This is a genomic window from Pseudobdellovibrionaceae bacterium, from assembly GCA_020635075.1.
Classification (GTDB): domain Bacteria; phylum Bdellovibrionota; class Bdellovibrionia; order Bdellovibrionales; family UBA1609; genus JADZEO01.
This window is the reverse complement of the sequence record JACKAM010000001.1, coordinates 2,160,594-2,174,975: the sequence shown is the minus strand read 5'-3', so window position 1 is coordinate 2,174,975 and position 14,382 is coordinate 2,160,594. Positions and strand designations below refer to the sequence as shown.

At 50.6% G+C, this 14,382-nt stretch carries 11 protein-coding genes and 1 tRNA gene; 7 read left to right on the top strand and 5 right to left on the bottom strand.

All coding sequences use genetic code 11. The annotated features are described in order from the left end of the window. The first annotated feature begins 85 nt into the window (after positions 1-85). Positions 86-2,518: a homocysteine S-methyltransferase family protein gene (locus H6624_09335; GenBank protein MCB9084537.1), complete on the top strand. Its 2,433-nt coding sequence runs from the start codon at positions 86-88 to the stop codon at positions 2,516-2,518. Between the two features lie 88 nt (positions 2,519-2,606). Further along, positions 2,607-3,512: a FecR domain-containing protein gene (locus tag H6624_09330; GenBank protein MCB9084536.1), complete on the top strand. Its 906-nt coding sequence runs from the start codon at positions 2,607-2,609 to the stop codon at positions 3,510-3,512. A gap of 160 nt (positions 3,513-3,672) precedes the next feature. Here H6624_09330 and H6624_09325 read toward each other — a convergent pair whose 3' ends face one another. After that, complete coding sequence (locus H6624_09325; protein ID MCB9084535.1) at positions 3,673-5,073, bottom strand: hypothetical protein; 1,401 nt, start codon at positions 5,071-5,073, stop codon at positions 3,673-3,675. 132 nt (positions 5,074-5,205) lie between these two features. On the opposite strand from H6624_09325, the gene H6624_09320 reads away from it, so the two are divergent. Then, positions 5,206-6,051, top strand: a complete 846-nt coding sequence (locus tag H6624_09320) for a 2-oxo acid dehydrogenase subunit E2 (GenBank protein ID MCB9084534.1) — start codon at positions 5,206-5,208, stop codon at positions 6,049-6,051. 21 nt (positions 6,052-6,072) lie between these two features. Further along, positions 6,073-7,572 carry an AMP-binding protein gene (locus H6624_09315; protein ID MCB9084533.1) on the top strand — a complete coding sequence of 500 codons (1,500 nt, stop codon included), beginning with the start codon at positions 6,073-6,075 and terminating at the stop codon, positions 7,570-7,572. Position 7,573: 1 nt separating this feature from the next. Here H6624_09315 and H6624_09310 read toward each other — a convergent pair whose 3' ends face one another. Beyond that, positions 7,574-8,833, bottom strand: coding sequence for a hypothetical protein (locus tag H6624_09310; GenBank protein MCB9084532.1), 1,260 nt, complete (start codon positions 8,831-8,833; stop codon positions 7,574-7,576). A gap of 312 nt (positions 8,834-9,145) precedes the next feature. On the opposite strand from H6624_09310, the gene H6624_09305 reads away from it, so the two are divergent. Next, positions 9,146-9,793 (top strand): hypothetical protein, encoded by a 648-nt coding sequence (locus tag H6624_09305; GenBank protein ID MCB9084531.1) that lies wholly within the window; start codon positions 9,146-9,148, stop codon positions 9,791-9,793. Position 9,794: 1 nt separating this feature from the next. Then, positions 9,795-10,700 (top strand): hypothetical protein, encoded by a 906-nt coding sequence (locus H6624_09300; protein ID MCB9084530.1) that lies wholly within the window; start codon positions 9,795-9,797, stop codon positions 10,698-10,700. Between the two features lie 692 nt (positions 10,701-11,392). On the opposite strand, the gene H6624_09295 is transcribed toward H6624_09300, so the two are convergent. Both H6624_09295 and nhaA read right to left on the bottom strand, forming a co-directional pair. After that, a tRNA-Arg gene (locus H6624_09295) sits at positions 11,393-11,469 on the bottom strand. 70 nt (positions 11,470-11,539) lie between these two features. After that, the gene (gene nhaA / locus H6624_09290) at positions 11,540-12,913 is read right to left on the bottom strand and encodes a Na+/H+ antiporter NhaA (protein MCB9084529.1); all 1,374 of its coding nucleotides are present in this window, start codon (positions 12,911-12,913) and stop codon (positions 11,540-11,542) included. Positions 12,914-13,073: 160 nt separating this feature from the next. Here nhaA and folE point away from each other — a divergent pair, with 160 nt between their 5' ends. Next, positions 13,074-13,736, top strand: coding sequence for a GTP cyclohydrolase I FolE (gene folE / locus H6624_09285; protein ID MCB9084528.1), 663 nt, complete (start codon positions 13,074-13,076; stop codon positions 13,734-13,736). 11 nt (positions 13,737-13,747) lie between these two features. Here folE and H6624_09280 read toward each other — a convergent pair whose 3' ends face one another. Continuing rightward, positions 13,748-14,377 (bottom strand): DedA family protein, encoded by a 630-nt coding sequence (locus tag H6624_09280; GenBank protein MCB9084527.1) that lies wholly within the window; start codon positions 14,375-14,377, stop codon positions 13,748-13,750. Positions 14,378-14,382 lie beyond the last annotated feature (5 nt).

Genomic DNA, 14,382 nt, shown 5'->3' with positions numbered 1-14,382 from the left:
ACGGGAGTATCCATTGGCAAATAAGGGTCGGTATCAGGATTTCAGAAAAGCATTGAAAGAGCGCCTGTTGGTTTTGGATGGTTCCATGGGAGCCCTTCTTATGCGACGGGGGCTACCGCCTGGTTATGCTCCTGACTTGTGGAATTTGGAAGAGCCGAATGTGATCGAGGCCGTGCAGCGCGAATACGCTGAAGCCGGAGCCGATATCTTGATTACCAACACCTTTGGTGCTTCCCGCCTGCGGCTAGAGGAATACCAAGCCTACGGGAAATTAAAAGACATTAATGCTAGTGCTGTGGATGTTGCCAGACGAGCCGGGGGTGATCGCTGTTTTGTGGCCGGCGATATTGGCCCCTGCGGAGACACCATCTATCCGACCGGGTCTCGCCCCTTTGACGAGGTCTTTGAGATTTTTCGGGAACAGGCGAAGGTACTGATTGATTCAGGTGTTGATGCGATCATTGTTGAAACCATGTTTGACTCATTGGACTTCAAAGCTGCTTTAGCAGCCGTTCGCGATCTGAGTCGCGAGGTCCCCCTGATAGGTTTGATGACATTTAATACCGATGGAATCTCTGACACTGGAATTAGTCCCGAATCCTGCGTAGCAATTGCTGAGGGCTATCACTGTGACGTGGTGGGAGCCAATTGCTCAGTTGGCCCCGATGCCATGAAGAGAGTGGTTGAGCGGATGAAGTCGGTGAGTCGTCTTCCCTTGGCGGCCCAGCCTAATGCCGGGATGCCAGAGTTGCGACAGGGGGAGACGGTGTTCCCGTTGAATGCCGAGCAGATGGCCAAACATATTGAAGGCTTTTACGGTGCGGGCGCAAGAATTCTCGGAGGTTGTTGCGGTACCACTCCAGATTACATTCGCGCGGTAAGGAATTTTGTCGACTCCAAGGGTGCGGAATTTTTGGCAGCCAGTCACCCTAATCAGCCTTCGCGGGTTTTGATCTCTTCAAAGATTCAAACCGTGGCGATTGGTGGGGGAGCTCCCTTCGTGATGATCGGAGAAAAGATCAATCCCACCGGGCGCAAGAAAGTGGCGGAGATGATCCGCGCTGGAAATATTGAAGCCTTAATGGCGGATGCTCACCTGCAGGTGCAAGCTGGAGCTCACTGTTTGGATGTCAATGTGGGGGTGCCACTTATCGATGAGCCCAAGATGATGAGTGATGTGGTGACGGCAATTCAAAACTCGGTTGAAGTTCCCCTGGTTTTGGATTCCAGTTTTTCTGAGGCCCTGATGACAGGTGGTCGTGTTTATTACGGTCGTCCCCTGTTGAATTCCATCAATGCTGAGGACGAAAAGCTGGAAGAGGTGATTCCAATTGCTCGCCGCACAGGTGGAGCCATGCTGGCCTTAACCACCGAAACCCAGGTGCCGGAAAAGGCCGAAGACCGGCTGGTCTATGCGCGAAAGATTTTAGATCGCCTTATCGCTGAAGGTTTTTGTCGCGAGGACGTGGTGTTTGATGTCCTGGCCTTGACGGTTTCAGCCATGCGCGAGGGTGCCAAGGAGACCTTGCGTACGATTGAGTTGATTGAAAAGGAACTGGGTTGCGCCACCACTTTTGGGTTGAGCAACTCGTCTTTTGGATTACCGAATCGTCGTTTTGTTCATCAGGCTTTTTTGATGATGTCCATCCAGAAAGGCTTGAGTTCGGCCATTATGAATGTGTTGGAGAATCAAGTGGCTGTTCGCGTGGCCGCAGCTGAATTGTTCGGCCCTCGGGAGTCAGCGGTGGAAACTTTCCTGGCCGGTTGGTCAGATCCGATTGCCGACACGGCGTCGACCACAGTTGGTACAGCAACGGTCGGGGAGGGAGAAGCGGATGATCCAACGGGAAAAATGGGATTAGACGGAATCCAAAAGGAAATCTTTTGGGATATCGTCAATGGCAAAAAGGATAAGATCAAAGAGGACATTGGCCGCTTCTTGGAGACTGGTGCCGATCAGGCCTTTGAATTGTTTTTGAATGTGATGACTCCAGGAATTCGCCATTTAGGTGATCTCTTTGCCAAGAGAAAGCGCTTTATCCCTCACCTAGTGGCCGCGGCTGAGGCCATGAAAGAAGGTGTTCAGCTCCTTGAACCTCATTTTGCCAGGAACAAGTCTGGTGATGACCAGAAAGGCACTATCGTTTTTGCCACGGTAAAGGGGGATATCCACGACATCGGCAAAAATATTTGTATTCTGATGCTGAAGAACTTTGGCTACAAAGTGATCGATCTCGGACGCAACGTTGCCATGGAAGATATTTTTGACGCTGCTGAGAGACACCAAGCCCAGATTATTGCCCTATCAGCTCTCATGACCACCACCATGGTGCAGATGAAGCAACTCATTGAGACCAAGCGAGAGCGGGGGTTGAGCTATCAGGTGATGGTCGGGGGAGCTCCTGTGACCTCTGATTTTGCATCTGAAATCGGTGCAGATGGTCATTGTGAAGACGTGGGCTCATTGGTTGGTGAAACTGAGAGGGTTTTCACAGCTTTGGGCTATACGGCATTCTAACAGGCCTTGCCTCAACCCCAAGAGGCAGAGACAATAGCTGGTGCTCAGCAGGTTTTGTGTCCCTTTCAATGGAGGAAAGGTGTCAGCCATGACGAAGATTTTCCTAATACTAATTGGTTTTATTTTAGGGTCTGTTTCGGCTGTAGCAACTGAGTGCGGGCGAATTGAATCCTTCAAGGGCAAGGTTGAAGTTCTTCGCGTGAAATCCGGCGATCGTGACAAAGACAATCCCGTCCGCAACCCCGTCAAAGTGACTCCTCGTTTTAAGGTCGACTGCCAGGATGTGGTGCTCACACAGGATAAAGCGCGGGCGAAAGTTCGCCTCAAAGGAAACATTGTCCTCACGCTGGGAGCCAATTCACGGATGTCGATCGAGGAGTATGCAAAAAAGTCCGGCAATGCCACGTTGTTACATCTAACTTACGGCAAAATGCGAGCCCTGTTTAACAATGAAAAGGAAGAAGACAAGAAAACGGAAGACCAAAAGCAAAAGGATCGGCAAAGCAAGTTTCGCATTCGTACATCCACAGCCGTTGCCGGTGTGCGTGGAACAGATTTTTACGTCAGCTTTGAACCCAATACCAAGGTGACAGAACAGGCCACCATTTCTGGCGAAGTTCAGGTCGAGCAAGTGGGAACTGGCCAAAAGGTCAATGTTCCTGCGGGAAATCAGGTGGCAGTTGAGCAAGTTCCCGAGCCATCCGCACAGCCGGAGTCCATGGTGGCAAAAGGAAAGCAGTTAGATGCTGGCGCGAGTTCAGGTCTCGTCAAGTCGGCCAAAGTGGTGACCACTCCGGTGATTGTCAAAAAGTTGGAAGTCAAACCCATCGACACCCAATTAGTGGCTGAAATCCGTCAGACCTCTGTTTTGGTCAAGGCCGATGAAGAGTTCACGCACAAAGAGGCCGTCGAAGTCTTGGGGGCTCCCGAAGAGTGGAAGCCGGCGCCTAAGGAAATGCCATTTGATCTAAAGGACCTTCGCGAAGAATTCTAGTTGGGCTGGTGAAAAGGGTCCATCTGCTGCGTTGGAGGCACTTCGATCTCACTCCAACGTACATTTATGTACGATTCCGCTCGATCGAAATACCCCCGCCTTGCATGTGAACCCTTTTGACCAGCCCAAGTGTGGCGGTTAAGCGGGTCCATCTGCGGCGTTAGAATTGGAGGAGTGGGGCGAAGTTGAAGATCACGCCAAATGCGGAGAGGGTGTCATCGACCGAGTGGTACTCCGGTGGGCGTGGATCGGGGATATACTCGAAGGGTTCACTGTTGGTCTTTTGGTGAATTAAGCCTTGGTGGTAAAAGGCTTCAGCCGAGAGAAGTAATCCGCCCCAGCCTAACCATTCTTCGAAGAAGATCTTTTCGATTCCAAACGATAGATGAGCCGAGATAAAGTCCACATCCCGTTGGAAGCTAAACCCAGGTCCTGGGCCACTGGAAAAACTGCGGACCTCCAGGATGTCCAGGCCAATCCCCATTCGGGCCGTCCAAGCCCAGTCACGGTCGTGATTGGAGCGCCAACCCACATCGGCAGTAAAAGACTCGTAGAGATTATGGCGGGTGGGGTCGTCACCCGGCTGGGGCGGCCCCATGGAACAGCAGTCCCGTTCTGAATTCTTGTTTTCAATTTCATAAAAATTCAGGGATCCAATGACTGATTGATCTCCCCACTTAAAGTTCACGGCGGCTCGAATGCCATGAATTTCTGGATCACTAATTTCAAATAATGAGTTGGGATGACTTGTTTTCGCCGGTCCAAACATAGGGCCCAAATACCACCGGCTGCGAATTTTGCGCGAAGGCTCACCCAAGGATTTGCTCTCCTTAGGTGCAGGCAATTTCTGAGCCAGTTCCCAGCTTTGGTAGAGGTCTTCACCATCATATTCCACAATCCAACGGTTGCCTGACCATTTATAGGTTTGACCGGGTTCCAATTCTCCTGACTCAGACACGGCTTTGCCATGAACGATATAAAGAAGCTTTTTGTGATACAAAAGTTCTCCGTCACTTAGGCTGATGGCATGCCCGTTGAGGCGAACCGTATCCGATTGTCCGGTTCCGCAAATCCAGCGAGCCGATCCACCCACAACATTCCAGGCACTTTCGGCACTCTTAAGAGGGGTTTGGAGTTGGCTCTCTCCATAAACTACGGCCACACAGCGGCTGCGAGTGACCATTTTGAGGTGGGCATCATCATCGACAGCGACGCTCTCGTTCCAGCCGAACAATGTCTTAAAGCCGATATCATCTTTGCGGTCAGTGCCGTCCCAATTGGCCTTGCCCTTGAGAAATTGCACCACTCCGACAAACTCCTGAACCTGCTGATTTCCAGTCAGGACAGTCTTATTATCCTTGGGCTTTCCCATTTTGTTGAGGGGGTCTGTATTGCCTTTTTCAGGAGCAATTTCCTCAGGACCCGTGTTGACGGTTTTTTTGGTGGGCAAAACCCTGGGCGCGTTCTGGGCCAGGAGAATCGATTCTGCTTGGGCTCCCAATGAAAAATAAAGGCCAATAAGCAATAGGATGAGATCAACGGCTACGAAATTTCTTCTCATTCGCCCTTCCTTGGCAAAAATCCGTGGCATCGAGGACCCATTTTAATTAGAAACAGGGGTATTGGCATTGATTTCCGCAAGATGATGTTGTGCGCCACCTCCCAAGTGGGCGCTAAGACCACGAGGTAATGAATGGGACTGCAAAATCTGCCCCTGACTCTTTCTCCGGCCAGCTCCACGTTTCGCAAAGTGGCCATGGGCACCTGGCGAACAGCCAAAGATCCTTCTGTCTATGGGCTCTTGGAAGTGGACATGACCAAGGCCTTATCCTTCATGCGCCAGTATTCCGAGAAGCACTCGATTAAGATCACTCCTGCCCACTTAGTGGGGAAGGCCGCGGCCTATTGCATTGGTCGCAGGCCGGAAATCAACGCCATGATTCGTGGCAGTCGCATTTACCTGCGCGACAATGTGAACTTGTTTTTTCAGGTCAATATTCCCGGTTCGGGTAACGACAAAGCTAAAAAGGCTAACCTAGCGGGTTGTACCATTCCTCACGCCGAGGATTTGCCACTTAGGGAAATTGCCCTTCAGCTTCAAGAAAAGGCCGACAAAGTTCGCAAGGGACAAGACCGTGAAATGGCCAGCAACATGGGCCTGATTGCCAAACTTCCTTGGTGGATGGTGAAGTATTATTTGGATCTGGGTTCATGGTTGATCTACGGACTCAACCTGAATCTGGGCTGGTTGGGTCTTCCCCGCGACCCTTTTGGCAGTGTGATGATCACCAATGTGGGCAGTATGGGAATTGACAAGGCCTGGGCTCCACTTTGCCCCTACACGCGAGTTCCAATCCTAGTGACAGTTGGTTCGATACAGGAAAGACCCTGGGTGGTAAGTGGCAAAGTGGAAGTGCGCCCAATTATGCCTTTGGGAGTCACTTTTGATCATCGCTTGATCGATGGTGTTCATGCGTCACGTATGGCAGTTGACATGAAACACTGCTTTGATAATCCGGAAGAGCTTTTAGGGGAGTAAAATCACAGAGGGGGAGAAGTGATTGCCGTACCCTTAGTGAATCAAAGTCGTAAATTCTCGGATCGAGTGGCAGTGATCGACCATTTGGGTCGGCACACCTACGCCTCTATTCGCAGAAGTGCTTTGCATCTACACACGTTCTTGTTGCCTGAAGGAGAGGCGGATCTTCACCAGTCAAGGGTGGCCTTTCTTGTTCCTCCTGATTTTCGTTATGTGGTGAGCCAGTGGGCGATTTGGTTGGCCGGCGGAGTCACTGTCCCACTCTGCCCCCAACACCCTGTGGCCGAGTGGGAATACGCTTTAGGTGCCGTGCGAGTCAGCCAGGTGATTGTCAGTGGTGAATTCATAGAGCAAATGTCACCAGTGGCCGACCAGATGGGAATAAGAATTATTTGTTTGGACGAACTGAAGTTGGGTCGAGACGGCGACATTGCTGATGGTAACATCGGGGAGTCAGACCTGAGCCGAAACGCAAATATCCTTTTTACAAGTGGCACGACCAACCGTCCAAAGGGTGTGGTCACCACTCACGGCAACCTTCAGGCGCAAATTGAAACCTTGGTCAAGGCATGGGATTGGCGCAAAGAAGATCACACACTCAATGTTCTTCCTCTGCATCACACTCATGGCATAGTGAATGTACTTTGCTGCGCCCTATGGAGTGGCGCAACCTGCGAAATGCTTCCCAAATTTGATGCGTGCCAGGTGTGGGAGCGCCTATCCTCCGGTGAGGTCAATGTTTTTATGGCCGTACCGACTGTTTACGGTCGGTTGATTGGCGATTACGAACAGGTATCTCAAAAAGAGCAGGCACAGAGGTCTCGATCGCTAAGAGAGTTTCGATTGATGGTTTCCGGTTCTGCAGCTCTCCCGGTGCCGGTATTTGAAAAGTGGAAAGAAATTTCTGGGCACGATCTTTTGGAACGCTATGGAATGACTGAGATTGGTATGGCCCTTGCCAATCCTTATTCGGGGGAAAGGAGACCGGGCACGGTTGGCCAGGCGTTGCCAAGTGTTGAGACCAGAGTCGTTGATGGTGATGGCCGAGATGTGGAGCCTGGTGAATCCGGGGAGCTGTGGGTTCGGGGGAGCATGGTCTTTAAGGAGTACTTTGATCAACCCGAGGAAACCGCAAAGAGTTTTCATGAGAGCTGGTTTAAGACCGGGGATGTGGTTTGTGTTGAAGATGGTTACTACCGGATCATGGGGCGGCAAAGCGTGGATATCATCAAGTCTGGTGGCTACAAGATCTCGGCTTTGGAAATTGAAGCCGTTTTGCGTCGTCATCCGGCAATCGCCGATTGCGCTGTGGTGGGAGTTGAGGACCCTGAGTGGGGAGAAAGGGTTTCAGGTGCTCTCATTTTACGTAAGGGCCAAAATTTGAGCATGGTTGAGCTCAAGGAGTGGGCGAAAGAACACTTGGCTCACTATAAGATCCCAAGTCAAATTCAAATCGTTGTCGACCTTCCCCGCAATGTCTTGGGGAAAGTCCTTAAACCAAAGGTAAAAGAGCTGTTTTAACTCAATAGGTGGGCCACAAAAAAGGCACATCTAGAGCGTAAGGAATGGAAACGCCATTGGCATCCGAAAGTTGGGGTTTCCCCCCTTCTTCCCAGGCTTGATACCAAATCTTCGCTAAGGCATAGCTGCCGACCGCCAACCGGTTGATCAAAAAAGGCTTGTGGCCAGCAAGGACCTCTCGAGTTTCAGCGGGCTTCCTCACTGCAGGTTTAAACTTCTCCTTCTCAAACAAAAAGGACTTATCACCCGTCGTCACGTCAGTTCCTTTTTTGACTATCGCATACTTGTCATCAAGACGAAGCGCTTCCCCTAGGAGTCGGTAAGAGTTTGCGGCAAGATGGATGGCGAAGGAGGCAGATGCCGCCTTGGCCTTCCAATCCACTTTTAGGTCTTCCTCCAGGGCCTTGCGAAATGGCGCTTCTTTGGACTTATTGAGAACGTCAGTTTCCAACTCAGGTCCCAGGTTTTTTACCACATCGGACTCCATGTACTCGTGAACGCCGCCGTTGCCACCTTCCCATCCATCAAAGTTGATGGTCACATGATAGGGTTGAGCCAAATCGCCAATAAAGTGGCCCAAAACTCCACCAATGGCGATTGCCGCAGAGAGTGCCTCCAAACGACTTTGCTTTTTAGAACACTCGTAAAAGGCCCTCTTGTTGTGTTTAGACAACAAAGGCAGGCTCCACTTTTTACGTTCTTTTCGCAGATCTGATTTGTCCTCTTTGGACTTGGCACACCGAAAGGCTTTGACCATGGCCTCATAGAGGTCGCGCACACGCCAGGGGTTGGTGCCCGCATCCTTGTAGACATTAATTTTTTTGTACTTGGCAGGAGTGCCGGGCAAAGGATTGTCTTGCCCCTGGTACTTTTTGAGAATTTCAGAAAACTCGGGCGACAAAGAGCGAACCTTCTTAATGTAGCTGTCCATGTCTTTGTCAGGAGCACCGTTGAAAATCTCCAAATCCACATAGTGAGTGGGGCCGTTGGTGGAGAGAACTTTTTTGTCCTGATGGGTGGACTCTTTCCAGGAGGTGTCAGGAATATTTGCCAAATGACCCATCTGGAGCGCCCGATCTTTGAAGAAAGACCCCACGCCCTTGTTCTTAGCCTCTTTGGAGGCACCTGCCAGATCGGCGACCAATAGGGCGGCGTTTTTTCCAATCAGGTGGTGGCCTCTTTCTCCCCAGCCATAGGCCTGTAAAGAAAGTGATACAAACAAAGTCAAAGGGATCAGCTTCATTACCTTGCTATGGACCATGAAAATTCTCTCCGTTGCTGGTGAGGACCCAGAGTGTACTATTTTCGTCCTCAATTAATTTCAGCTTAAGTTCACTCAGGACATCCCATGAATGGCCGCGAAGCTCAATGCACTTTTTGGTTAAACTCACAGGGGAATTGGTAATTGACTCTGCGTTAAACAGAGCGGCGATCTTTCGTTCAGGGATTTGGGACTTATTTTGAGGACTTGCAAGATAGCGCCAGTTTTTTTATAAGGCCCTTCAATCAGGACCAAAAGGGTCTTCGGGGGATACTAACAACACTTTCGAGTGCATTAACGAGGGGGGCCTCAGTGAAGAAAGCTTTCTTTGCAGCCGTGGCTGCATTGTCTCTATCTATTTCAGCCCAAGGTGGCGTACTTCAACACCAGGGAGCAAATGGCAAAATTGAAGGCGTGGAAATCTCCACATCAGCCATGGCCGATGTCAATGGTCGCCAATATGAGCTGACCACCACTGGAGCCGGACTTCGCAACAAGAAGGTCGCGATTCTTAAGGTGAAAGTCTATGTGGGGCAATTTTTGGTCTCCGATTCTGGTGCATTCGTGCGTGACTTGGGTGGAGCTCTGGACAGTGTGGACAACATGAAGGCCGTGGCCATGCGTATGAGCTTTTTGCGCTCTGTTGAAGTGGAAAAGCTGGTGGATGCTTACAAGTTGGGAATGGAAGCCAATAACCTGAATCTTTCTGCTCCTGACGTTCAAGGCTTTTTGCAGGCTGTTCAAGATGGCGGCGATGCTCAGGGTGGACAAGACATGGTTGTGGTTGGTGAAAAACTGGCCGACGGAACGGAAGTGGTGACCTATCAGAACTCTGAAGGCAAGACCTGGACCATCAATGGCGCGGCTGGATTCGTCAAAGGCATTATGTCCTTGTGGATCGGCAACACCATTGAAAAAGAAACCGAACAGCTCAAAAAGAATCTAATTTTGGGGAACTAAGATGACGATTAAGCATAATATCTCCGCATTGATTGTTAGCTCTCTGTTGTTGGCTGGCTGCGGAGCCCAGGACGCCATTGATGCGACAAAAGATATGCCTGGCAAAATGGACGCCACTCTTGGCCAGATAACCAAAACCAACCAGGAGATGGAAAAGACCACTGATGCCATCCACAAGCAAACCTTGCTCTTGGGCCTTGAAGAAATGCTCAAGCCTGAAAACACCAAGTACCTAGTGCCGCCAACGGGGATGCTGGCCGGAGGTGAAGCCTTTGCTCAGGAAGCCACTGCCGAAGAAATTGTCAAACTTGCCTATGTATGGCTCAAAGAAGTGCAAAAAGGTATTCCCGATGACCTCAGCCAACTTGATGAGAAAGGCCTGATGGCTTTGATTCATGAGAAGCTGGTCAAACTGACGGCTCTGCAGGTGATTACTGGGCTTGCGCCTCAAAAGACTATCGAGCAACTGGTACAGGATCAAATCCTGAACGGTGGGCGATATGAGGATACCGCTTATGCTGTGTTGATGACTCGTGCACTGTTCATCAAATCCTTCCTCTTAGACGAGTCGTTGATGTCACCTGCCGAGAAGCTCAACAACCTTGGCAAGTTGGAAGAAGCCTTTGATCGCACTTCTCAGCTGGATTACCTAGTCCGCCTGCCTTTCGCCAAAAAGATTGGCTTAAAGGTTAAGGTCACTGAGATCGAGCTTGAGGTGGATGAGTCTCTTGAAGGTTTGGGTGAAAACCGTGGCTTGAGTTTTCCGCTGACCTACTGGCAGCGCATCCAGCAGGCTCTCGACAAGGAGCTTGAGGAGCAATACCTGACCAGTCCCACTGCTCGTCAGCGTAAAGAGCAGCTGAAGCAAAAGGTAAGTCCGTACCTAAAAGCTTGGCACCTGCTGTAATCAAATTTTGGACACGCCTTTTTCACGGAGGCGTGTCCGTCTCAATCTAGGTCGTCTCCAGAGGCTGAGCCGAACCTGTCTATGAGTTCGCCACCTTGGAGAGCTCTCATTTCTCAGGGTGAGAAGCGGATTTCCTTACCGCCTGCGTATTTTTGATCTGGCAGGATTCTCCTGATTTGCCTTCGAGAGTTCGTGGCATTTGGCGCTAAAATGTTTCTATGACTGAAAGGCTGGCAAACATTTTAATCATTGTCGTTGGAACCTGGAGCCTGATGATAGGCTTTCAGAATTGCAGTTCTCACCAGACAAAGAAGTCTGGTCATGAGATAGGCACGGATGCAGCTCCTCAAAGTGCTCCGCAGCCGAGCAAACTGGCCGACGGCCAGTAAGTAAGAAGCTCAAACCGAGCTCCTTCGACAATATCAATTGAGTCCATTCGAGGCTTAGGATGAGCCCCATCGGGGAGTTCTGTCTTTTCAATCTGGAACATCAGAATGGCGATCGCGGGAGGACTCGGTCAAGCGCTCGGCCTCGCTTCCAGCTTGTCCTCCGCCTGACCACCCTCGACTTGCTTTCGTTCGCATCACGCTCACTCAGCCGCCACTGGCGGCCGCAAGTCTCGCTTCGAGCCCTCCCTGGGTACTCGGTTTTTTCGATGTGATGAGCTTAACAGCATTGGCGGGTTTTCAATATGGCGATCGCGGGAGGACTCGAACCTCCGACCTACTGCTTAGAAGGCAGTTGCTCTATCCAGCTGAGCTACGCGACCGGATGTGTCTGACAGGACCCTTTCATCGATATATCGCCCCCTTGGCACTGTCAAAGTTTTTGGGATTTACTCAGTCCTTATGCCCCTTAAATCCGGCCCGAGTGTCCCGGGCAAAGTTGAGAAGGGCTAATCCCAAAACTGCTGACAGGAGTGAGGCTACAAGAATGCCGAGCTTGGAGTACATCTCTAACTCGTCTACCTTGAGAGCCAAGTGTCCTACAAAAAGAGCCATAGTAAAGCCTACGCCGCCTAAAACGGCCACACAGAACATATGGTACCAGGTCACACCCCGTGGGAGTTGAGCCATCTTAAATCGCACTGCCATCCATGAGAAAGCCATGATACCAATGGGTTTACCGACAAATAGGCCAAGAATCACACCCAGAGAAATGGAATTTCCTAGGAGCTTTCCCAGGCTCATATCGGTGAGGTGTACGCCCGCGTTTACTAGGGCAAAGATTGGCATAATGATATAGCTAACGACGGGGTGAAGGGCATGGACTAATCGGTCCAGGGGCGAACGGCTCTCAATGGAGATGTGGTGGAGTTCTTCGAGTTTAATCTTAGTGATTTCATCCAGGTAGTTTTCATCGTCCTCTTCAAGTTTGGTGAGGTGGTCCTCGATCTCGTCCACCACCCTTTTGATTTTGTCCGGAGCCTCTTTCTTTTTGATGAAGGGCAAAATGGGCGTCATGAGACCAAGGACAACTCCTGCGATTGTCGCATGGACACCACTCTTAAGAATCGCAAACCAGACGATCACTCCTAAAACAACATAGACTGAAATCTTGCGGATACCTGAATATTTCAGGAAAGAAACGGCAAACAGCCCCAGGATCGCCCATGCCATGGGCTGAGCCGCCAAATCCGCCGTATAAAAAACAGCAATCACGATGACCGCACCCAGGTCATCAACGATTGCCAGGGCAAGGAGGAAAATCTTAAGAGCAAAGGGCACCTTGCGGCTCATCAGCGACAGAACACCGACCGCAAAGGCTATGTCTGTAGCCATGGGAATTCCCCATCCGGGCTTTCCCGCACCATCTAGGTTAAGCGCATGGTAGATAAGGGCCGGCACCACCATCCCGCCCAGTGCGCCGAACATGGGAAGGGCGGCCTTCTTGGCTGTCGCTAGCTCACCAATAATGAGTTCTCGTTTTATCTCCAGTCCCACGACAAAAAAGAAGATGACCATCATGGCATCGTTCACCCACTCATGAACGGTCATCTCAAAAACAAAACCACCCAAGGAAATGCCGATCGGCATCTCGACCATGTGGTGATAGATTTCGCCCCAGGGGGAGTTGGCCCAAATCATGGCAAATGCGGTTACAATGATAAGCAAGATGCCACTCGAGGCCTCAAGTTTGAGAAACAAATCAACAGGGGACAGAATGGTCGTCATCACCTTTTCAGCGCGATGGGTTTTGCGGGAGGAACTCATTGATGACCTCTTAAAAATGAGTGCGGGTTGAAGACCTGGATATTAATCTTTATCTTGGGTTAAAGTCCTTATATTATGCAGCGCAAAAACTACCATATGTGGGCACCCAGTTGTCTGCCAGAGTCTTTTCCGCTAGGTTGCCACCCATAGCGAGGTGACCATGGCTCCGGAAAAGACCATTACTGTCGAAGAGATCCTTTCCCAGGTTCGGCCGACTCCTTTGTTGGAGAATGACATGAGTCAGGCCGAAAAGATTGAAAAGATCGCCCTTAAATTTGGCGAGATCATGGAGGTCTTGGGGCTTGATCTGGGTAACGACAGCCTTCGCGACACCCCCAGGCGGGTGGCTCGGATGTATGTGGAAGAGCTTTTTTCTGGTCTGTGGGCTGAGAACTTTCCCAAGGTGACAGTCATCGATAACGAAATGGGCTACGATCAGATGATTGTCTCCCAGAGGGTGGAGATCAAGTCCACTTGTGAGCATCACTTTCAAACAATTGATGGTTTTGCCACCATTGCCTATATCCCCAAGGATAAGGTGGTGGGACTTTCCAAGATCAATCGCATTGCCCGCTACTTTTCCCGGCGTCCTCAGGTCCAGGAGCGACTTACCAAACAGATCGCTGACTGTCTGAGCTACGTCTTGGGGACGGACAATGTGGCAGTGCATATTTCCGCCCGTCATTACTGCATGGCCCAGAGAGGGGTGGAGGACACCAACTCAACAACGGTGACCTGTGACCTCAGAGGGGATTTTAAGTCTAAGGCGGACACTCGATCTGAATTCCTCGGTCATTGCGATACGGACTACTTTTACAAGTAGGTTTGGGATATTTAGGAGATCCAATTGGTCAGCCACTCCGATGAGTGAATGGCATAATAATAGATGAGAATGCGAAAAAAACGGGTGCTGGCAGCCAGAGCGAAGCGCTTGTAGGGCATTTTGAGAATGCCAGCCGTCCAACAGGTCACGGAAAAGGGCAATGGTGTGGTTGCACCCAGAGCGACGGCCCAAGTTCCGAACCTCTGCACTTCGCTTTTTTTGGTATCGAAAAAGGCTCGCACCGAAGGGGGGAACCATCGACTTTCCACCAGGATGCGCCCACAGAGCCATCCGGTATGACCAGCGAGTGTGGAAATTACGCCCAGAAAGCTCACATAGAGAAGCCAGTGTTCCCGCATCTCACTTTTGGCGACAATCAGCAGAAACAGATCAGGAGGGAAGGGGCTGACAAATGTATCGCTGACAAAGAGAAATGCAGCCATCCCCCAGATGCCAAAGCTCTCAACCATCCAGTCAGCAAAATGCTGCACTTCACCTTCAAAGTAAAGGCCGGTTACACCCATTAATGCAAAAAGGCCAAGGACCAAGGCCAGGGACAAGAGGATATGTCGCCGAGAAAACTCCGCCAACTCCTCAAGTGTGGCTTCAACCTCATTGGCCTTGATGTCTGTTGGCTTCACCCAAA